This is a genomic window from Microcoleus sp., from assembly GCF_041354475.1.
GTDB lineage: Bacteria > Cyanobacteriota > Cyanobacteriia > Cyanobacteriales > Microcoleaceae > Microcoleus.
Genome location: NZ_JBGJZU010000104.1, coordinates 1 through 19,585, shown reverse-complemented (window position 1 = coordinate 19,585; position 19,585 = coordinate 1). Strand labels below are relative to the sequence as shown.

General features: G+C 43.2%; 18 protein-coding genes. 3 read left to right on the top strand and 15 right to left on the bottom strand.

Annotation, left to right across the window (positions count from 1 at the left end):
- Nucleotides 1-88 precede the first annotated feature (88 nt).
- The 6 genes from ACBR23_RS26115 to ACBR23_RS26090 form a co-directional block, all read right to left on the bottom strand.
- Nucleotides 89-310, bottom strand: coding sequence for a hypothetical protein (locus ACBR23_RS26115; protein WP_371120689.1), 222 nt, complete (start codon nt 308-310; stop codon nt 89-91).
- Nucleotides 311-479: 169 nt separating this feature from the next.
- Nucleotides 480-1,262: an MBL fold metallo-hydrolase gene (locus tag ACBR23_RS26110; protein ID WP_371116542.1), complete on the bottom strand. Its 783-nt coding sequence runs from the start codon at nt 1,260-1,262 to the stop codon at nt 480-482.
- 361 nt (nt 1,263-1,623) lie between these two features.
- Complete coding sequence (locus ACBR23_RS26105; RefSeq protein ID WP_340518307.1) at nt 1,624-2,211, bottom strand: aminodeoxychorismate/anthranilate synthase component II; 588 nt, start codon at nt 2,209-2,211, stop codon at nt 1,624-1,626.
- 21 nt (nt 2,212-2,232) lie between these two features.
- Nucleotides 2,233-2,742, bottom strand: a complete 510-nt coding sequence (locus ACBR23_RS26100) for a diacylglycerol kinase family protein (RefSeq protein ID WP_371116517.1) — start codon at nt 2,740-2,742, stop codon at nt 2,233-2,235.
- Nucleotides 2,743-2,922: 180 nt separating this feature from the next.
- Nucleotides 2,923-3,459, bottom strand: coding sequence for an rRNA maturation RNase YbeY (gene ybeY / locus ACBR23_RS26095; protein WP_371116516.1), 537 nt, complete (start codon nt 3,457-3,459; stop codon nt 2,923-2,925).
- A 287-nt stretch (nt 3,460-3,746) separates the two neighbouring features.
- A complete protein-coding gene (locus tag ACBR23_RS26090) occupies nt 3,747-3,968 on the bottom strand; it encodes a DUF3285 domain-containing protein (protein ID WP_341735188.1) in 222 nt (73 codons plus the stop codon).
- Nucleotides 3,969-4,379: 411 nt separating this feature from the next.
- Between ACBR23_RS26090 and ACBR23_RS26085 the strand changes: the two genes are divergently transcribed.
- Entirely contained in the window at nt 4,380-5,228 is an 849-nt protein-coding gene (locus tag ACBR23_RS26085; protein ID WP_371116515.1) for a hypothetical protein, read from the top strand.
- Between the two features lie 17 nt (nt 5,229-5,245).
- On the opposite strand, the gene ACBR23_RS26080 is transcribed toward ACBR23_RS26085, so the two are convergent.
- From ACBR23_RS26080 to trpE, 3 genes are all read right to left on the bottom strand, one after another.
- Nucleotides 5,246-5,722 (bottom strand): hypothetical protein, encoded by a 477-nt coding sequence (locus ACBR23_RS26080; protein ID WP_341735190.1) that lies wholly within the window; start codon nt 5,720-5,722, stop codon nt 5,246-5,248.
- 194 nt (nt 5,723-5,916) lie between these two features.
- Nucleotides 5,917-6,801 carry a PhzF family phenazine biosynthesis protein gene (locus ACBR23_RS26075; RefSeq protein WP_371116514.1) on the bottom strand — a complete coding sequence of 295 codons (885 nt, stop codon included), beginning with the start codon at nt 6,799-6,801 and terminating at the stop codon, nt 5,917-5,919.
- A 106-nt stretch (nt 6,802-6,907) separates the two neighbouring features.
- Complete coding sequence (gene trpE / locus ACBR23_RS26070; RefSeq protein WP_371116513.1) at nt 6,908-8,461, bottom strand: anthranilate synthase component I; 1,554 nt, start codon at nt 8,459-8,461, stop codon at nt 6,908-6,910.
- A gap of 13 nt (nt 8,462-8,474) precedes the next feature.
- On the opposite strand from trpE, the gene ACBR23_RS26065 reads away from it, so the two are divergent.
- On the top strand, nt 8,475-8,621 hold the full coding sequence (locus ACBR23_RS26065; protein ID WP_371116512.1) for a hypothetical protein: 147 nt from the start codon (nt 8,475-8,477) through the stop codon (nt 8,619-8,621).
- Between the two features lie 8 nt (nt 8,622-8,629).
- On the opposite strand, the gene ACBR23_RS26060 is transcribed toward ACBR23_RS26065, so the two are convergent.
- The 3 genes from ACBR23_RS26060 to ACBR23_RS26050 all read right to left on the bottom strand — a co-directional run bounded on the left by ACBR23_RS26060 (nt 8,630) and on the right by ACBR23_RS26050 (nt 10,400).
- The gene (locus ACBR23_RS26060) at nt 8,630-9,490 is read right to left on the bottom strand and encodes a GNAT family N-acetyltransferase (protein ID WP_341735194.1); all 861 of its coding nucleotides are present in this window, start codon (nt 9,488-9,490) and stop codon (nt 8,630-8,632) included.
- 165 nt (nt 9,491-9,655) lie between these two features.
- Nucleotides 9,656-10,081 carry a photosystem I reaction center subunit II PsaD gene (locus tag ACBR23_RS26055; RefSeq protein ID WP_340518282.1) on the bottom strand — a complete coding sequence of 142 codons (426 nt, stop codon included), beginning with the start codon at nt 10,079-10,081 and terminating at the stop codon, nt 9,656-9,658.
- Between the two features lie 121 nt (nt 10,082-10,202).
- Nucleotides 10,203-10,400: a hypothetical protein gene (locus ACBR23_RS26050; RefSeq protein ID WP_371116511.1), complete on the bottom strand. Its 198-nt coding sequence runs from the start codon at nt 10,398-10,400 to the stop codon at nt 10,203-10,205.
- A 421-nt stretch (nt 10,401-10,821) separates the two neighbouring features.
- Between ACBR23_RS26050 and ACBR23_RS26045 the strand changes: the two genes are divergently transcribed.
- Nucleotides 10,822-16,245 carry an AAA family ATPase gene (locus tag ACBR23_RS26045; protein WP_371120690.1) on the top strand — a complete coding sequence of 1,808 codons (5,424 nt, stop codon included), beginning with the start codon at nt 10,822-10,824 and terminating at the stop codon, nt 16,243-16,245.
- Nucleotides 16,246-16,301: 56 nt separating this feature from the next.
- Here the strand turns inward: ACBR23_RS26045 and ACBR23_RS26040 are convergent, their stop codons facing one another.
- From ACBR23_RS26040 to ACBR23_RS26030, 3 genes are all read right to left on the bottom strand, one after another.
- Entirely contained in the window at nt 16,302-18,290 is a 1,989-nt protein-coding gene (locus tag ACBR23_RS26040; protein WP_371120691.1) for a DICT sensory domain-containing protein, read from the bottom strand.
- Nucleotides 18,291-18,468: 178 nt separating this feature from the next.
- Nucleotides 18,469-18,780, bottom strand: coding sequence for a DUF2973 domain-containing protein (locus ACBR23_RS26035; protein WP_340518289.1), 312 nt, complete (start codon nt 18,778-18,780; stop codon nt 18,469-18,471).
- A gap of 155 nt (nt 18,781-18,935) precedes the next feature.
- Nucleotides 18,936-19,265 carry a DUF2605 domain-containing protein gene (locus ACBR23_RS26030; RefSeq protein WP_371120692.1) on the bottom strand — a complete coding sequence of 110 codons (330 nt, stop codon included), beginning with the start codon at nt 19,263-19,265 and terminating at the stop codon, nt 18,936-18,938.
- Nucleotides 19,266-19,585 lie beyond the last annotated feature (320 nt).

Below are 19,585 nucleotides of genomic sequence, written 5' to 3'. Positions count from 1 at the left end.
CCGATTGAAATAGTCACTTCATTGGATTCCATAATAGAGGATACCTAACTGTATACACTCTATTATGTGTACATTCCGGTAAGTTTGTCTATATATGGGTAGATTTTATCTGACAGTTCCCAACCCCTGGCGCTGGGGAAGCAGCGGTTTTGACGTTTCCAGCCACTTGTTGAGTTGAAGTTGCACTAGCAACATTAGTTTTGGCGTTGATGTGCGCCCAAGCTGGGAAACCAATGAGGGCGCTAGCGCCGATTACTCCTGCAAAACCTGTCAGTTTTTTCATCAAGTTAGGTAAATTTTGATTTTTCATTGCGCTTGCATTTCCTTATGACAATAAAACAATGGACTTGAATTCTTTTGTTAGCCTGTTGTGCACAATAGGCAATGGTTGGAAAGGCTGAACTAGAGGTAGAATCTACTTAGATTGTCGATCGCACCAAAACTTCCTTAATATAACGCAACATTCGCAAAAAAGCGGCTCAAGCGCTAAATTTGTAACTCAAAACCTCAATCACCGAACCGCTCGGTGGCAAAGAATTCGATCGAATGGAAATGGTATCATTATTCAATCGACTGACCGGCGTGCCATCCATCAGCGCCAAGAATTCATCTAGTGTGGCCAAATCGCACGCAGCAGCATCAGCAGCTTGGGTTTTGAAGTGTGTGGGAATCACCATCTTTGGTTTGAGAAGTTGCAAAGTTTGCTTTGCTTCGGCAGGAGTATAGGCTTTCGGGCCACCACCGACGGGAATCAGCACTACATCTGGACGCCCGATCAAGATTTGTTCTTCAATGCCGATCGGAGCTGCAACTCCACCGAGATGTAGAATTTTAACACCAGCTTGCTCCCACAGCCAAGCCACATTCACCCCAAATCGCCGTCCTCCCTCGCGGTCTTTTTCCATGCGAATGCCTTGCAGTCGCAGCCCATTTGACTGATAAGACCCCGGTTCGTACAAAAGGCCCGGATTGCCAGAAAATCCGTCTATCGCCCCTTCATCGAGCAACCGACTGCTAATCAGAATCAAATCTGTAGGGACTTTAGGAGATCTATAGCCCGCCGTACAGCCCAGGGGACGAAAAGGATTCACCAGCACCCTTGCACCGCCTCCTGTAAACAAAAAGCAAGTGTGGCCCAACCACTGAACCGACAAAGAATCAGCAGTTTGAGCCATATAGCTTTCCCATCCAGATGGCAAACCAGTTGCTAAAGCTGCCAGCAAACTTGTCTGTGCGTAACGCATTAATTGTCGCCGTTTCATCTTTTGGTGCTGCGATCGGGTGTTGGTCATTTGTGGTTATACCACAAATTAGGATTTTATCGCTCAATTTGTTTCGGGGGAACCCAACATCACTCAAAATTCAAAATAGACATTTCCCATAATTGTTGTAGCACAGGCATCCCTGCGACTTCGCGGTTCCTGAGCGGAGTCGAAGGGCAGGACACCGCCTGCCTGTTCTTGAAGGGTGCATCTCAATTTGGTAAGGGCGAAGCATTCCGTCAGACAATTTATTAGCAATCGCCAGAGATTTACTGCGGTCATGCTATAGCCCCTTGGAATATATTTGCCACAATGAGATGCAGCCGTTCTTGAATATTTTTTGGGGAGATGTCTAATTAAACTAAAGTCGTTCCAAGAAATTGCGTAATAATTGTTTTCCCGAAGTTGTTAAAATGCTTTCCGGGTGAAACTGTACCCCTTCAATATGCGGATATTCCCGATGTCGGACACCCATAATAGTTCCATCTTCTACCCAAGCTGTAATTTCCAAAACCTCTGGACAACTCTGTTTTTCTATAACCAAACTGTGATAACGAGTTGCAGTCAGTGGCGATTCCACCCCGCGAAACACCCCCAATCCCCGATGTTCCACCTGAGAAGTTTTGCCGTGCATTAATATCGGTGCAGAAACTATTTTCCCACCGAATACTTGACCGATACTTTGGTGTCCCAGACACACGCCCAAAATTGGCATAGTCGGCCCCAATTCTTTGATTAATTCTAGAGAAATTCCCGCATCTTCCGGCCGCCCTGGGCCTGGAGAAATCACAACTGCTGCCGGTTGCAATCTGCGAATTTCTGCTAGAGAAATTTGGTCGTTGCGGTAGACTTGTACCTCTTTTGCTACTGGCAATTCAGCACCTAGTTCTCCTAGATACTGTACCAAGTTGTATGTAAAACTGTCGTAGTTATCGATGACTATAATCACGGCTTAACTTTAATTTGAGGTCTAATTGGCGATGGCTAATTGAATCACTGTCCAAAAAGGAGGTAGCAAAAGTGCCACCGCGACGATCGCCGCCGCCATTGCCGATACCAGTACCGCCCCAGCAGCGCAGTCCTTGGCAATTTTCGCCAGTTCGTGGTAAGATTGTCCTACAGTCAAGTCTACCAGGGATTCGATCGCCGTATTCAACAATTCCATTGCCAAGACTATACCAATCGTAATGCCGATCACGGATATTTCCACAGGCTTCAGGTGTAAGAATACCCCAAGTCCGATCGCCAGAGTGCCAATTACCGTGTGGATGCGAAAATTACGCTGAGTTTCAAAAGCGTAACTCAAGCCAGCCCAAGCATATCTAAAACTAATCGCTAAGCTAGATGCTATTTTCCAGGACAGTTCTCGATTGTATTTTAATGCTTTTTTTGACCCATTGACTGTCTGATTGGAAGAGTCTGGAGGCATGGTTAGAAGCTGTGCAATATTTGATACTTTTGACTGTTGCTCTAGTGTCATAAACAACCAACTTTATATGATAAAGACGAGTACGTTTGAAAGATGAAAGATTGACTTGATAACAGTCTCCATAACTTTCCTAGGTCTTTACTCTAAAATTGATGTAATTTCCGAAAGTTATGCTTGAGTTTCTCTGATTGGTCAACTCATCACCAGCCTAGTCTATCCAATTTCAAATTCCTATAATGGTGTCTGGATCACAATATCGATTGCTTGTAGCAAAGTTTCCTGTCGATCGAGCATTTGGATTAAACTTTCTTCATCAGGGTGATCCCATCCCAAAAGATGTAGAAAACCGTGGGCTGCAAGCCAAGCTAGTTCAGTCTTCAGCGGATGTCCTTGCTGCTGGGCCTGTCGGTTGGCAGTATCGATGGAAATTACGATATCACCCAAGTATAGAGGTTCAGATGACATTTCATCTGACCCAGGACAGTCTACTTCTAAAGCCGCAAAAGCTAGTACATCAGTCGATCGATCCTGGTGGCGGTACTGAGAATTCAGCGATTGCATTTCCTCATCCCCTGTCAGACGCAGACTAACTTCATAGCCCGTGGCAGCAGGCACATCCTCATGCTGATTTTCCAGCCAAACACCAAACCAAGTTTCCCAAGTTTCGGCGGCAATCTCCCCGCTAGCTGCACTCTGAGGTTCCTGGGAATTATCAGCAGACTGTTGGGCTAGCCCATAACAGTCTTCCACATTCACCTCTATAATCATTTTTGGCGTTTCCTGTCAAGCATTTTTATCGGTAATTTTTAGTAAAATCTCAGATTGTGCGATCGAGTTCAGAAACTTTTGGCTTTTAGCAGGAACCATACAATAATTTGTCGAAGATTGCAAGATTCCCAAACTGCAATCAGCTTAACTGCCCTATCGTGAAAAATCAAAAGAGAAGCTAAAAAACCCGGTTTCTGGGGATCGCCCTCCAGCTACAATCAGGCAATCACCCAAATCAACCGAGTTTTGGCGTCGGGAAATTAGCAACACACTACTGAAAACCGGATTTAAGAATTGAAATATCGATCGACACAAGCCAAAGCCACCAGTACGCCCAAAAGCCCAGCAGCAGTCAACGCAAAATGAAACAGAGAAGTCGCCCGCTTCCGCACCATATTCCGCATCGCCAGCTTGACATAACTCGGCGCAGGTGGAGCACCAGCAGAGGTTGGCGGGATTTCGGAGGCGGTTTCTTCAGAAGTTGTTGGGATAGAAGGAGGTTGAGTCATAGTTTCAATTTATAAGTTTCAGGCTAAGTTTCAGGGAGTGGGACAGCCAGGGGGTACAGCCCCTACACGGAATGAAAGCGCCGTGCTCTGGTAGGGGCGGTGGATGGTGCGTGGGTATCCTCTGTAGAGGCGATCGAATTCAATGCAGCCTCCTAAAAAATTGGTATAACACAACCAAACACCAGAAATCAATGCAAACCCAAACCAATAAATCTAATCATTAACAGGATTTGACCTAGGGTAAAAATTTTTATTGAAATCTGAATAATGCCGATGCTACCGGATTTGATCAGAAAATCTCTCCAACCCGCCCTACCCTGCAAGTTTTGTAAAAATTAATTTGCTGGGGCGGATTTATGTGTATTATTTTTAGTCATCAAATATTGTTGCTAAAATCCGCCATACCACATAATGAAAAAAACAAAATTGGATTTTGTAGATTCTAAGACTGGAAGACACTTGCTAGATGCCATCTATGAAAAGTTTGCCAAACCTCAACTGCATGATACTTTCAAACCCAGTAATCCTTCAATTTATGTGCGACACGACGTGGGAGAAATTATACATGATTATCTAGTAGAAAAAGTGTTTGAACATCCTGAGACAGGTTTTTATGCGGAAGCTAGAGTTCCTGTTTCTATTAATAATCCATCGGTTTTGGTGATTCGGGGTTATGGTTCATGGTATCCTTTCGAGCGCGTTTTGGAAGATACGCCAGATGTGTTTATATCAAAACTCGAACGACAGTTAAAAGGCGCGGAAATCGCGGGTGCTATTGATTGGATTAAGCAGCAGTTTACCAGGGGAAATTCTGCGGATGTTATTGGAGAAAGTTTGGGCGGGAAAGTGGCTCAACAAATAGTAGTAAAATACCCCGATTATATTCGATCTACTGTCACTTTTAATGCTTTGGGGGTTTCGGAAAAGTTAGTTAAAACTTCTACAGCTACGAAAGTTTTTCATTACTTTACTTTAGGCGAAAGGTATGCTTTTTGGGCAAATGGAGGCGATTATATACCGGGAACAATTTTGATAGTTTCCCAGAAGGGCGAAAACTGGTGGTATAAGATAGAAGAGGCGATCGTCCGCAAGGCCACTTTTAATGGCAAGTTTCGGAAACGGCGAGTATTGATGGTATTATTGGCTCAGTTAATTTTGCTAAATAGACATAATGCGATCGTCCTACACCGACGAAAACCAGTGGTAGTTCAGATCGATCGCACTCAATTACAAATTTTCCGAAAAAACCGCTTTACCTAAACTCGCGCCAAATCGCTTCATACCGCCGATGGCTGATTTTCGCGGGCTGCTACGGCGAGTACCAAACAGAGTGCTGCAACTGCTTTTTCCCATTCTTGCTTAAGTTCAAGGGGTGTCACATCCTTAAATATACCAACTAAACGAGGGATCGATCGTTCTAATGCCGGTCTAGGAATCGATTTGTGCAACTCAACTAAACGAGTTAAACTTTCTTGATTTCTCAAAAAACCGACTACCCATTTAGTAGTATGATCTGGACTGTCAGGGACTTTTTTAATGCTTAGTTCAGTTTGTAACCAGTCGTAAAAAGGTGGGAGATGTTGGGCTAAAACTGCCCCAGCAGTAGGTAAGCTTTCTTTGAGTAAATTAGTATCGAGACTTCCCAACAGTTGACTGAGCTCCGGTGAATCTAGCAAAGTGGTTAATGGAAGTGAAAGCAGGGCTTCTGAAGCTTCTGGGGATAAATTTAAACACCGAGAAAATGTTTCTAGCATCGGAAAGTATCTGGTAAAGATGACACTTTCATTATCCCACTAACGCGCATCAATGAATATGAGCTAGCTCATATTAACAGAAGTTATGCACAGAATTTGTGGCCGGGGCGGGTTTACAAGATTGTTGGTTTTTGACCATTCTGGTTGGTAAAACCCGCCCCTACAGGTATTTACGATTATTTAAGTTGCGGATTCTACACAAATTCTCCTTTAGCAACCATCACCACTTTTCCACCTACCAACACTTCTATTTTTCCGGCATTTTTCGCTGATTGCAACAACAGCAGCGAAGGTCGATCGATCTCATAACCTTGCTCGACTCTCACATTAATCTTTTCTGCCCTATAATAAGCATATTCGACCAAATATCCAGCTAAACAGCCATTGGCACTCCCCGTCGCCGGATCTTCGGGAATTCCTAAATAAGGCGCAAAAACTCGGACGCTCAAGTCATTAATATCATTGTAAGTCTCTGGACAAAATATTAAAATTTCTGTGGCTTCTGTGGTCTCAATCAGCTCAGAATATTGCTCTAAGTTGACTTTGGCTTTCTTGAGCGAGGCTAGGTTTTTGAGCGGTACTATTATAAATGGTACTCCCGTGGAAACTTCTTGAATTGGGAATTTTTCATCTATTTCATCGACTTCTAAATTCAGCACCCTTGCGAGTATGGCGGCTGATAAAACTTGACCAAAGGTAGGCGCTTTTTGTCGCATCCATAAAATATCTGGGACTGCATTGTGATAGCTGAAAGTAACGGGAATTTGACCGACTGCTAGATTTAAAATAACTTGTTCTACAGGTTGATTGATAATCTGTTGCTGCAAAACGAATGCTGTTCCTAAAGTGGGATGACCGGCAAAGGGCAATTCTTTTTTTGGGGTGAATATCCGCACATCGTAGCCCCCGTTTTGTTGTTGGGGCGATCGCACAAACGTAGTTTCTGAATAATTAATTTCCCTGGCTATCATCAGCATTTCGCTCTCCGATAGCTGTGCAACTCCCGCACCGCAAAAGACTGCTAGCTGGTTGCCAGCATATTTTGACTCGGCAAATACGTCAACTATGTAAAAATTCATAATTATGTCTCTGGGCTTTATGCTTTAATTCTTAAGTATTTTCTCGTTACCAGGCTTTGCCTGGTAACGCAGATCCAGAGGCTCCGCCTCGCCAATATCCAATGCTCTATTTCAAACAACGAATTGCTTGCAACATCCCCCTAGCTTTATTCAGGGTTTCCTCATATTCCATTTCTGGGTTAGAATCCGCCACCAAACCAGCACCTGCTTGCACAGAAACCGAATGTTGATCAGCACCTAAAGAGCGCACAACCATAGTCCGAATCGCGATCGCACTATTCAACTGTCCCTCAAAATCATAATACCCATAAACCCCAGAATAGGGTCCCCGGCGGCAACCTTCCAATTCATGTACAATCTCCATCGCCCGAATCTTGGGAGCACCACTAACCGTACCCGCCGGAAAACCAGCCTTCAACAAATCCCAAGCAGTCTTATCCTCAGCCAATTCTCCGATGACATTACTCACTATGTGCATCACATGAGAATAACGCTCAATTCCCATTAATTCATCAACTTTTACCGTACCGCTGCGGCAAACTCTGCCCAAGTCATTTCTGCCCAAATCAACTAACATGACGTGTTCCGCAATTTCTTTCGGATCTTGCAATAATTCAGCAGCCAAAGCATCATCTTCTTGAGCAGTTTTACCCCGGCGACGAGTACCGGCGATCGGGCGCAAAGTTGCGATTCTCTTGCCATCTGGCGTGTTTTCTGCCTTCACCATAATCTCTGGACTGGAACCGATAATCTGCCAATCTTTGAAATTGAAATAAGCCATGTAGGGAGAAGGATTAATCAAACGCAAAGAGCGGTAAAGTGCAAAAGGATCGCCACTGTATTCAGATTCCAGTCGCTGGGAAATCACTACCTGAAAAATATCTCCGGCTTTAATATAATCCTTAGCTTTTAAGACATTGGCACAATACTTTTCGGGAGTAGTATTGCTGGTATAACTCAATTCTGTTTCTGTATTTCCGGTGGGGGAACTGGCATCTTGCCCGTTATTGGGAGGAGTCCATTCTATGAGAGTAGATTGCTGGGAAAGCGGGGATTTGAGTTTATCAACTAACTGAGAAACGCGATCGCACGCTTGCCCATAAGCCTCAGCCAAATCAACGCCAACATCACGCAAATCCGCATAGGCTACGGCCCAAATCTTCCGTTTCACCTGATCGAAAATCAACAAATTATCCACCTGCATCCACAACCCATCGGGCAAATCTTTCTCTCCAGCCGGATACACAGGAACGCGCGGTTCAATCCACTTAATTAATTCATAACCCCAAAACCCAAACAACCCCCCAATTCCCGCTGGTAACTGTGGCAATTTCACCGGTTGATAAGACTGCAAACATTCAGTTAAAGCCACAAACGGATCGCCGCTAAATACTTTTTGGGAACCATCGCGGTAAACTTGAGTTGTTTGCGAGCCCTTTGCCTCCAAAATCCACAAGGGATCGCACCCTAAAAAACTATAACGCCCAATTTTTTCCCCACCTTCGACGGACTCTAGCAAAAAACTGTAAGGTTGACCGGCACATACCCGATACCACGCAGAAACTGGCGTATCTAAATCAGCCACCCATTCTTGATAAACAGGGACAAAATTGCCTTGTTTTGCCAGTTCGGAGAATTGTGAGAATTCGGGGAATATCATAGGGAGAAGGAAGATGGAAGAAGGAAGATGGAAGATGGAAGATGGCCCTTCGACTCGGCGATCGGGTACAAAGAAGGATGAAATAAAATGCAATAATAGCAATATTATCAGCGATTTAGAAATTCTTAACCGTCTTGGCGGTTGCTATACTAAACTTTAATTAAATAATCAATAAAGATAGGACGGAAGGACACATCCCACAGGTTGCTGGTACTCACCAACTGCCATCACCGCCAGCGGCTTGAGGGCGCGCAGCCCCTCTTGCAAACACCAGCGAAACAAACCTGCATAGCGCACCGGCAAGTGAAAACAAAGCACTTCTCCGGGACTATAGGCTGCCGCCCCTAACAGCAAAGCCTGCATATCGGCTGCTGTTTCGGCGACGCTGTGACCGAAAGTAGATACCGCACAAGTATAGGCCACAATCCGGCCTTGTTTGGTGGTAACTAAGGGAGAAAGGTGATTCAGGGCGTATTCAATCTCGCAAGTGCGCTCGCACCCAGACACTCTATTACACAAAGCCTGACATTCATCTATATCCTCACTGCTGAGCGGCCGTACCTCAAAGTCATACTGGGGCAGACTGCTAAACATCCCCTCCATCAATACCAAAGGTTCTTTCACCTCAAAACCCAGAGAAATGTAGAGTGACAAGGATGCCAAGTTAAAAGATTCTTGAACCAAACGAATACCAGGAGCCTCTTTTCCCTGTTCCAGCAAGGCTTTCATGATTTGCCTTCCTGTTCCTTTTCCTTGAAAAGTGCGATCGACACTAACTGGTCCAATGCCACGAATCGGGTTGCGTTCGTCCATGAAACCGCAGCCGACAACCTCACCGGAGTTTTCAGCTACAATGTCAAAATACGATGGGCTGTGGATTAAAATATCGGTGATTTCGGTGGCAAAATCCAGTGTGGGAAAATCTGTTGGGAATTTATGGCGATCGGAAATACCTTTAAAAGCTTCATAATTAATCCGAGCGCAAGCATCAATATCCTGATGAGTTGCTCGCCTGATTTCTACCGTCATTTTGGATAATTATTAATTTAATTTGCGATCGCACAAGGAGTTTGTAGTTGCGCTTAGGCGAGATAGAAACAGCCTGTCGCGCCCAAGTGCTACTACAAACCAGAAAATACAAGCTGAGCTTTTCTGGAAATACTACCCGTTCGAGCTCAGCGATTCCCTCAAAACCTAAACTTCGTAGGTCTTTTTACCCGTGAACTTCACCTTAATCGGGTTAGGATTGCTGCCAATATTGCGGTCAACCTTACCGTTGTATGGACGACCTTCGTTCACCTTTTCAGGGAACACGCCATCCTTGGGATGCAGGTACTCATTAGAACCGTCGGGAAATACACGGTAAATCTTGTAGTTGGAGATTTTGAATTTTGCCCGCAGTTGTTGGCCGCCTAAAGCAATGCACTGCTCCTTCCGGGGCAGATACAGCAGGTTGTCGCCTTGACGCATGATTGCAGCGCCGCCTGTCGGCATTTCAAACACCTGTTCCTTGGGGCTAGTCCAAGTGATCGCGTACTTCTCTTCAACTAGCGCCTTAGTCAGCAAGCCGCCGGTGCTGCCGCCGAAGATAGGGGGTTGTCCAGTGAGTTCTTCTGCCATAGATATATCCAAAGGATTTTTAGGGCATCCTATCACCTGGGTGTTACCCTTCTCTCGAAATTGTAAGGAAAGTTAACAGTTTTTTGACGAGGGATATTTTATGATAATTCAAAATATCCAATTAAGATTGGAGATTTGGCAATTGCCACCGCTGCGGAAAAAATAAATTTGACAGTATAAAATCATCATTAAATAAGAATTTAAAAACAGCTATTGCTAGGGTCAGTTGGGGAGATTTTGTAAAACCAGCCCTAGCCAAAAAGCACCTAACTCCTGTGGGTACTAACGCCTCATTTATTCCTGGGGCTACTTTGGGCATTTTTCAAATTTTCCAAGGCTCAAATTTTTCCCCTCGATTGGTTGTTGCTGTGAAGAAAGTTTTGAGTTATAATTTCTAGACCTATTATCTTGGGAACTATGTATATTTCCCACTTAAAATTTATGGCGATCGCGTAAGTAAGGGGCCAGCCAGCGCCGAAAGGCAAAAACAGGTGTTTCCTTGATGACAAGCTACGAGGAAACCAATGTAAAGAATGTTCAGATTCTGCGATTCTTGGTTGCTTGGTCTGGTAGCTAGCCAAAATACCCAGTTTCTACGTAAGTATTTTTTTGGGTTTCGAGGAACTAAGATACCTTTGGCCAACTTATGTTCACACCAGCCGAGTGCCCATAGTTGAACTTGGCGGCATATCTGGCATTCTATAATAACAAACCAATCTACCCAATTGAAAGGACAAACCATGTTCCCAGCTTCAGGATTTTCTGGTTATGAGCTCCAAGAAATCATCCACCAAGGAGCTCACACAGTTATCTATCGCGCGGTATCGAAAGCCGATGGACAGTTTGTGATTCTTAAAGTTTTAAACACCGACTGTCCCACCCTAGACCAGCTCGCTAGACTCAAGCACGAGTATCAAATTACTCAACATCTAGACTCTGAACACATCATCAAAGTCTATGGTATTGACAATTTTCAAAATTGCTTATTATTAATTTTAGAAGATATGGGAGGGCGATCGCTGAGAAAATGGATGACAAGCCTAGGTTATCGCTCCAATCCCCAAGCTCAAACAATAGAAAACATACCATGGCAAGATTGCGAATTATCGATCGCCCAGTTTCTAAACATTGCGGTGTCCTTGTCAAAAGCTTTAATTTGCATTCATACAAATAAAATTATTCATAAAGATATTAAACCTGCTAATATTATCATTAATCCTGAAACAGAACAAGTAAAACTTACTGATTTCAGCATTGCTTCTCGGTTAAACAAAGAATATCCCAACTTAAAAAATCCCGATCGCCTAGAAGGCACTCTTGCCTATATGTCCCCAGAACAAACTGGGCGGATGAATCGAGAGCTAGACTACCGCAGCGATTTTTATTCCCTAGGTGTCACCTTTTACGAACTGTTGACAAAACAATTACCATTTCAGAGCAGCGAACCCTTAGAAATGGTACACTGTCACATTGCCAAACAACCGACACCCATTCAAGAATTAAAGCCAAATATCCCCCCATTTATAGCACAAATTGTCGCCAAACTCATGGCAAAAAATGCTGAAGATCGCTATCAAAGCGCCACAGGATTGTTAGCAGATTTAGAACTGTGCCAAAATCAAATTAAAAGTCATGGTAGAGTTTCAGACTTGATCCCCGGCCAATTTGATGTTAGAAGCCAGTTATCCATACCTCAAAAACTATACGGACGAGAAAAACAAGTCGAACAACTGTTGCAAATATTCGATCGAGTGAGCAAAGGTGGTAGTGAAATTGTGATGGTATCGGGATATTCAGGCATTGGGAAATCAGTATTAGTCCAGGAAATTATGCGGGATTCAACTCGCAATCACGGCTATTTTATCTCTGGTAAATTCGACCAATTTAAGCGCAATATTCCCTACACCTCTTTCAATCAAGCCATGAGGAGTTTGGTCAATCAAATTTTAATGGAAAGCCAAACTCAGTTAGCCCAATGGCGAAAAACACTACTGAACACTTTGGGTGTCAATGCTCAAGTTGCGATCGATGCTATCCCCGAATTAGAGTTAATTTTAGGCCCGCAACCTCCCGTACCCGAACTTGGTGTGATTGAATCTCAAAATCGATTCAATCGAGTCATGCAGCAGTTTATCCACGCCATAGCAACTGCGGAACATCCTTTAATCTTATTTCTCGATGATTGTCAGTGGATAGATGCTGCAACAGTCAAGATGTATCAAGAAAATTGCATCGCCCGAAACCCTTACTTGCTAGTGATTAATGCCTATCGAGATCGTGAAGTCAGTCCCACCCATCCCTTGATGCTAGCAAATGATGCCCTTCGGGCTACAGGAATTTCGATTACAGAAATTCAATTAAAACCCTTGACAATTTATCAGATAAACCAATTAGTATCTCAAAGCCTGAATTGTACTTTAAAAAAAGCTGAAATTCTGAGCAATTTATTGTTAGAAAAAACCGGAGGAAATCCCTTTTTTGTCAAACAACTGCTGAAGTCATTACATCAAGATGGCTTCCTAAAATTTAATCCAACCCAGGAGGAATGGCAGTGGAATATTCAACAAATTCAGCAGCAGAAAATCTCGGAAAATGTGGTTGATTTGATGGTTGAAAAAATTCAAAAATTGTCAGTTGCTACTCAAAAGATTTTACAATTAGCTGCTTGCATAGACAATGAATTCACTTTAGAGTTCTTGTCGATAGCCAGCGAAAAATCTTTAACTGAAACAGTGCGAGAGTTGTGGGAAGCACTGCAAGTAGGTTTGATTTTACCTGTAGATAATAACTATCGAGTCGCGCAAGTATTGGATGGGCAGGAGTTGGAAAAATTGGACAAAACAGCCGGAAAGGTGCGCTATAAGTTCTTGCACGATCGAGTGCAACAAGCAGCCTATGTGATGATTCCTGATGCGCAGAAACAACCAGTTCATTTGAAGTTAGGACGTTTGTTGTTGCAGAACACTAATGAAGCCGAACGCCAAGAAAAAATCTTTGATATTGTCAATCATTTCAACTTGGCTCGCGGGTTGATTTCTAGCGATGAAGAATTTTATCAATTAGCACAACTAAATTTACAAGCAGGAAACATGGCTAAATCTGCTTCAGCTTTTGAAGCGGCAAAGACTTTTTTTGAAACTGGATGCAACACTTTACCAGCCTCAAGCTGGCAAGATAATTATGCCTTGACTTTAGAATTAAATATAGCACGGGGTGAAGCAGAATATTTGAATGGGAATAATGATGAAGCTTTAGTTATTTTTGATGAAGTTATTCCGAGGACTAAAAGTTTATTATCACATTGCTTGATCGATGAATTAAAAATGACTTGTTTGCGGATGAAAAATGATTTGTCGGCTGCTTACAAGTTAGGTGTGGAAACATTACAATCTTTGGGTGTCGAATTTGAAGCTTACCCAGATGAGGATTTTTTAGCTAGTGAATTAGCCAAAACGAAGGCGATGATTGGCGATCGGGCGATCGCCGATTTGGCAGATTTACCCCTACTCACCGATCCGCTAAAACTCGCAGCCCACCGGATTTTGAAAGAACTGTTCCCCATCGCCTATTTTACCAATCCCAACGCTCAATTTCTCTGCGCGCTCAAGTTAGTGCAAGGGAGTATTGAGCATGGTAATTGCCGAATTTCCGCCTTTGGTTACACTTTGTATGCCTTTACTTTAATCACTAAATATCGTGAAATTGAGGCTGGGTGTGCAGCGGCAAAACTCTCGCTCAATCTCTACGAAGCTTGGAATATTAAAGAGTTAGGAGCTTGTATTTTCCATATGTGGGGGGCTTTAACCTTGCATTACATTGAATATATAGATGAGGGCAAGTTGTTGATGCTGAAAGCGTTTAATAATGGTATAGAAACAGGTGCTTACCAGTGGTCTGGTTATGCTTCCATTAATTATGTATGGAGTTGTTTTTTTGGCAATGAATCTCTACAAAAAACCACAGAAATTACAGATAATTTTATCCCTGTGTTGTCAAAAATCGATCGCAATATGTTAGCCTATCACTTGTTGAACAAAAATGCGATCGCCCAACTTACCTGCACCTTAGAAGCCGCCCAGATACCTCAAACTTTTATTGATGATGAAGCGCTGTTAAAATTTGCTGAATCCTCTGCCGATCTGACTACGATTTTTGTAATCTATCTTTACAAACTGACTATTGCTAACTGGTTTGGTGACGTCCATCTAGCCTTAGAATATGCCCTGGATGGGGCGGAATTTTTGAAAGGTGGTGCCGGTCATTTTGTCAATCCTGTTTTTCGTTTTCATTACGCGATCGCTCTGGCTTCAGGTGCCACAAATGCCAGCGATCGCGATCGTCAACTATACCGAGAACAACTCAACATCAGCCTCGAAGAATTTCGAGATTTGGCACAACATTGCCCAGCCAACTATCAACACAAATATTTATTAATTTACGCAGAAATAGAGCGACTCTCAGGAAATAATTATGCAGCCGCAGAATATTACGACCAATCCATCGCCTCAGCGCTGGAAAATGGATTTATCCAAAATGCAGCCCTAGCCAACGAACTAGCCACCCGCTTTTATTTAGCACAAAATCGGTACAATGTCGCCAAATTTTATCTTAATGATGCCCGTTTTTGCTATCTGCAATGGGGTGCTACTGCCAAAGTTAATCAATTAGAAAACTCCCATCCTGATTGGTTTCAAAAAATATCCGATAATCACATAACAGTTACTACCACTGCCAGTACCTCTACCGATGGTAACATTTTAGATGTAGGAACAGTAATGAAAGCATCCCAGACTATTTCTAGTGAAATAGTCTTAGGAAAATTATTAACAAAACTGCTGCATATTATTTTAGAAAATGCGGGAGCTGAAAAAGGAGCTATTATTCTCGAAAAAGATGGGGAACTTTCCATAGAAGTCTTGGATACTCACAAGCAAAATTCTCGCATCTTCCACGAGCCAACTTTATTAAAAAACAGTTCAGAACTGCCAATTTCTGTCATTCAATATGTGGTGATGACTCAGAAAGCAATACTTTTGACCAATGCAGCCAAAGAAACCATTTATCAAGCGGATTTATATATTCAAAAAACTAGACCAAAATCGCTTTTGTGCGCCCCTATTCTCTATCAGGGTAAGTCCATTGGTGTAGTTTATTTAGAAAACAATCTGGTGGTGGGTGCGTTTACAAAGGAGCGATTGAAAATGTTACAAATATTGACATCCCAGGCGGCAATTGCCATTGAAAATGCCCGTCTCTATGCTGGCGAACAAGAAAAATCTCGTGAGTTAAAAGCCGCAGTGATTCAACTGCAACAAACTCAAGCACAATTAGTTCAAACTGAAAAAATATCTCAACTTGGACAACTGGTGGCTGGAGTTGCTCACGAAGTCAATAATCCCGTTGGTTTCATTTCTGGAAATTTGCACCACGTTCAAGAATATATTGATGATTTGATTAATTTGCTCAATCTTTATCAACAAAAATTTCCCGAACCTGGACAAGAAATTGAAGATGAAATTGAGTCTATCGAACTAGAATATCTATTAGAAGATTTGCCCAAAACCACGGCATCCATGAAATTGGGAATCGATCGCATTCGCGATATCATGCAATCCCTCCGCAACTACTCCCGCACCGACACCGCTGAAAAAAGAGCCGTTGATATTCATGAAGGAATTGAAACTACTTTGATGATTTTGTCTCACCGACTGAAAGCCAAGCAAACTCGACCAGCAATTAAAATCATTAAATATTATGGTGAGTTACCAAAATTACAATGCTATCCAGGACAAATGAATCAAGTATTTATGAACTTGATTGCTAATGCAATTGATGCTTTGGATGAATTTAATGTGGGCAAAACCTATGCACAAATAGATAAAAATCCCAATAAAATTACCATTTCTACTTCCGGAGTTTCCGAAAAACCAGGACAAACAATGGACACCTTGGTGATTCGGATCGCTGATAACGGCTTGGGAATGCCGGAAAGCGTGCTCGAAAAATTGTTTACTCCATTTTTTACCACTAAAGTAGAAGGGGAAGGAACGGGATTGGGCTTGTCTATTTGTTATCAGATAGTAACCGAAAAACATGGAGGGAGTTTGGAATGTTTTTCATCGGTGGGGAAAGGAACGGAATTTGTAATTAGTATTCCGATGTAGTTAGTGGTTATTTGTAGGACAACCAAATTATTCAAAAAGTTCGGTATCTCGGTATTTTATACGGTGGGAATAGTGAAATGAAATTCACTCCCTTTATCTTTTCCTGGGGAATCTACCCAAATTTTACCTCCCCAGCCAGCCACAATCTGTTTGCAAATTGCTAATCCTAAACCTGTACCGCCGGCACTGCGGCGCAAAGCTCCTTCTTCTTGATAAAATCGATCGAACACTACTTTTAAACTATTCGCCTCTATTCCTCTCCCGGTATCGGCTACTAGCACTTCCACCATCCGATAACCGTTACAATGAGCTCGAACCGTCACGCTTCCCTGGGGTGTGGTGAATTTGCAAGCGTTATCTAACAGTTTGGAAAGCACTTCTACCAACCACTCGCCATCAGCTTGCACTAAAGGCAATTCTGCGGATACATCAGTGATAATTTCCGGCAATTTTCTATCAAAGGAACGAGCTCTAACGCTGCTGAGGGCTAAATCTACGCATTCTTGCAAGGTTAGTGATTCCACATTCCATTCCACTCGACCGCTTTCTAAGTGGGAAAGAGTGAGGAAATCCTGGACGAGTTTCCGCATTCTATCGGCATCGCCTAGGGCTGTTTCTAACATGATTTTCCGCAATTCTGCTGGCATATCTGGTTCGGAATTCAAACTTTCTAGACATACTTGAATTGTAGAAAGGGGAGTGCGGAGTTCGTGTCCGGTGATGGCAATGAGATTGCTGCGAGTGCGGTCTAAGGCTTCTAATTGTTGATTGAGTTCTTCTAAATTAGCGTAGGTTTCTGCTTGAATTAAGGCCGAACCGAGTTGAGTCGCGATCGCCTCTACTAGAGCCAGTTCATCTTCTTCCCAAGCCAAAGTCGATCGACACTGGTGCATTTCCACCATCCCCAAAATCCGCCCATGATAAAGCACAGGCACCATTAACCACGAGACAATTTCCCACTGTTGGACAGTCCTTTGTAGGGATTTAGTATTGACAATCAGTGGATGTTGTGCAGTATCTTGAATATAAACTCGCTCTTGGTTTGCCACCGCATCACGAAATATCGGATTTTCCTGCAAGGGCCAAGTCTGATTTAGCAGGGAATTAGTGCTGGGGCGCAAAAATTCGCGCTCGATTTTAGTAGCAATATCTGTCGCTTTGCAGCGATAAATCAAACAGCGGTTGGCTGACAAAGCTGTACCGAGTTCTTGCACTGCTACTTCCACTATTTCTTGAGGATTTAGCGATTGCCGCATGGCTGTTGTGATCGTATTCACCAAGCGTTCTTTGCGTTCTTGGGCCGCGATCGCACCGTAGGCTTTTAGCAGTTTATGTTGACCAGCTTGCAAGTAAGTCACCAAGCGTTCGGTAAAAGCATCGCTGAGTTTAGGATTGGGAATTTTGGCAGTTTTCCCTAAAGTTTTGTCTGGTTTGGCAGCTTTGGTAGTCTCGGCTTTCCGGGATTTTTTCGGTTTTTTGACCAGATTATAAGTGGTTTGTGCTCGTTCGATCTTTTCGGCTAATTCTGGGCGATATTTGACAATGCGATCGAGCAGCAATTGGGCTGCTTTGCAACTTACATCGCGATCGAAAGTCCAAATTCCCTCAAATCTACGAGCTTGATCCATCAATAGTAGTTCCCCCTCATCCTGATTTTCCAGAGGGATAAATTTTTCTTTACAAATCAGACAAGTTGAGTAGTTTTCTCCGATGACCACTAAATGCCACTCTTGACTTAATCCATCCCGTGGATCGAAAGCCACAGTTTCGTAAAATTCCGAGGAGTTTTTAAAGTCCGTTTCCGGTGCTGCTAGCACGTATACCTGAGATGAGCGATCGGAAATGCGCCGATAGCGGTGAGCTTCCTGGCGATAAAATCGCTCTCGCTGAAAGCTAGCAATGACTAACGGTTCATCAGAACCTGCCAAAACCAAGTCTTCCATCGCGTGAGACAGCGCTGTCATGGAAGATTTGAAATAAATTTGGGCCCGTAGCTGGGGCAAAGCTTGCAGAAGTTCTGCGAGTAATGAAATAGGGACGATCATCTAGCCTTAAGCGAGCATTTTTGCCGATGACAAAACGGGAGCGATCGACACTTTAGATCGATCCCTTTTTAGTATCTCTCAAAAAACACCACTAATTAGCCATTACTTACAAACTAACGGTTAATTATTTTTTTCTGACCCCGATCGCGTAAGTATAAATGCTGTGCCTTTCACCGAATCATACGAGCTCGCCACCTTCGTCGCTGCCGCCGGGAGATGATTTGTAGAGAGCATCCAATTGTTCGCGGGCATCTTGTACACTAAGCGAACGCATCACTAACAGGGGCTCGTTCACAATGTTTCCGTATTCATCTAAAAGTTCGGGATGCGGCACACTTTGAGAGCGAGAAGAGGATGCGTAACGATGAGGATGTCTAAATTGTTGAGGGCGCTGGGACTCCATCCCCACCGTGACTAAACTGCGGATTAAGTTACCGACGGCCAGAAAAGCAAGAACGGTAAAAGCTAGGATATAAAGCAGATGTAACATGATTTTTTCCTCCGGGCTAAACAGCCACACAGCAATTTACAAATGTGTTTCAGCAATTAATAAATTATTAACTGGAAATCTTGTTGAGGTTGTCAAGTCTGCTGCCCATATTTCCTTGGTTGGGGATTTGACAGCGCGTTTAATTGGAAATCACCTTATCTGCCAAGCTTGGCCGACTCGGATGAGCGAAATCGCGACGATACTTGCCAGCATTCTGCCAGAAGCCTGTGCCACGGCATCAGGGCGGCGGTTTCAATCCCAACTTGACCTCCGGTTGCTTGAAATAAAGCGATCGCAGCATTTACTTCTTGCTGAGCTTGTTCAACTCTCCCTAACAAGTCCGATTGTGCTTCAGTGCTCAAAAAGGCGATTTCCTCAGTTTCTAAAAGAGTTGCCGAGCGAGCAAACCAGTATTTAAAATCCTCTAACAGCGGTTGCAGTAAGGATTTTAGCAATTCGGCTTCCGGCAAGTCGGGATTAAGCATGGATCAAAATTGGGTTATTTATCTATTGTAATCTTAGATGCTATTTACAAATTGTAACATTTTTTTAACAAAAATTCAACTTATGGGCGATTGTTAAAGCCGACGAGGGATTTGGGATTGGGGATGGGAGACAAGAACCCTAGGCATGAATTCAGACATTGCACCTCGGCTGCTTTCAGTAAATTCGCCAGATACCGCTCTGTTAAACCTACCCAAAATTACCAAAGTCTAGACTTAGCTGGACATTAGAAATTTTGGTGTTAACTTCCTGATTCATCGTAGTCTCAAGATGACTCTTGAGAGGTTTGTCTACTCCACAG

Excerpts from the sequence above, each read along its gene's own strand:
- ACBR23_RS26055 (WP_340518282.1), bottom strand. The coding sequence starts at position 10,081 with ATGGCAGAAGAACTCACTGGACAACCCCCTATCTTCGGCGGCAGCACC.
- ACBR23_RS26035 (WP_340518289.1), bottom strand. The coding sequence starts at position 18,780 with ATGTTACATCTGCTTTATATCCTAGCTTTTACCGTTCTTGCTTTTCTG.
- ybeY (WP_371116516.1), bottom strand. The coding sequence starts at position 3,459 with ATGATTATAGAGGTGAATGTGGAAGACTGTTATGGGCTAGCCCAACAG.
- ACBR23_RS26060 (WP_341735194.1), bottom strand. The coding sequence starts at position 9,490 with ATGACGGTAGAAATCAGGCGAGCAACTCATCAGGATATTGATGCTTGC.
- ACBR23_RS26085 (WP_371116515.1), top strand. The coding sequence starts at position 4,380 with ATGAAAAAAACAAAATTGGATTTTGTAGATTCTAAGACTGGAAGACAC.
- ACBR23_RS26065 (WP_371116512.1), top strand. The coding sequence starts at position 8,475 with ATGGAAGAAGGAAGATGGAAGATGGAAGATGGCCCTTCGACTCGGCGA.
- ACBR23_RS26100 (WP_371116517.1), bottom strand. The coding sequence starts at position 2,742 with ATGACACTAGAGCAACAGTCAAAAGTATCAAATATTGCACAGCTTCTA.
- ACBR23_RS26075 (WP_371116514.1), bottom strand. The coding sequence starts at position 6,801 with ATGAATTTTTACATAGTTGACGTATTTGCCGAGTCAAAATATGCTGGC.
- trpE (WP_371116513.1), bottom strand. The coding sequence starts at position 8,461 with ATGATATTCCCCGAATTCTCACAATTCTCCGAACTGGCAAAACAAGGC.
- ACBR23_RS26030 (WP_371120692.1), bottom strand. The coding sequence starts at position 19,265 with ATGCTTAATCCCGACTTGCCGGAAGCCGAATTGCTAAAATCCTTACTG.
- ACBR23_RS26045 (WP_371120690.1), top strand. The coding sequence starts at position 10,822 with ATGTTCCCAGCTTCAGGATTTTCTGGTTATGAGCTCCAAGAAATCATC.
- ACBR23_RS26115 (WP_371120689.1), bottom strand. The coding sequence starts at position 310 with ATGAAAAATCAAAATTTACCTAACTTGATGAAAAAACTGACAGGTTTT.
- ACBR23_RS26040 (WP_371120691.1), bottom strand. The coding sequence starts at position 18,290 with ATGATCGTCCCTATTTCATTACTCGCAGAACTTCTGCAAGCTTTGCCC.
- ACBR23_RS26080 (WP_341735190.1), bottom strand. The coding sequence starts at position 5,722 with ATGCTAGAAACATTTTCTCGGTGTTTAAATTTATCCCCAGAAGCTTCA.
- ACBR23_RS26090 (WP_341735188.1), bottom strand. The coding sequence starts at position 3,968 with ATGACTCAACCTCCTTCTATCCCAACAACTTCTGAAGAAACCGCCTCC.
- ACBR23_RS26050 (WP_371116511.1), bottom strand. The coding sequence starts at position 10,400 with ATGCCCAAAGTAGCCCCAGGAATAAATGAGGCGTTAGTACCCACAGGA.
- ACBR23_RS26110 (WP_371116542.1), bottom strand. The coding sequence starts at position 1,262 with ATGAAACGGCGACAATTAATGCGTTACGCACAGACAAGTTTGCTGGCA.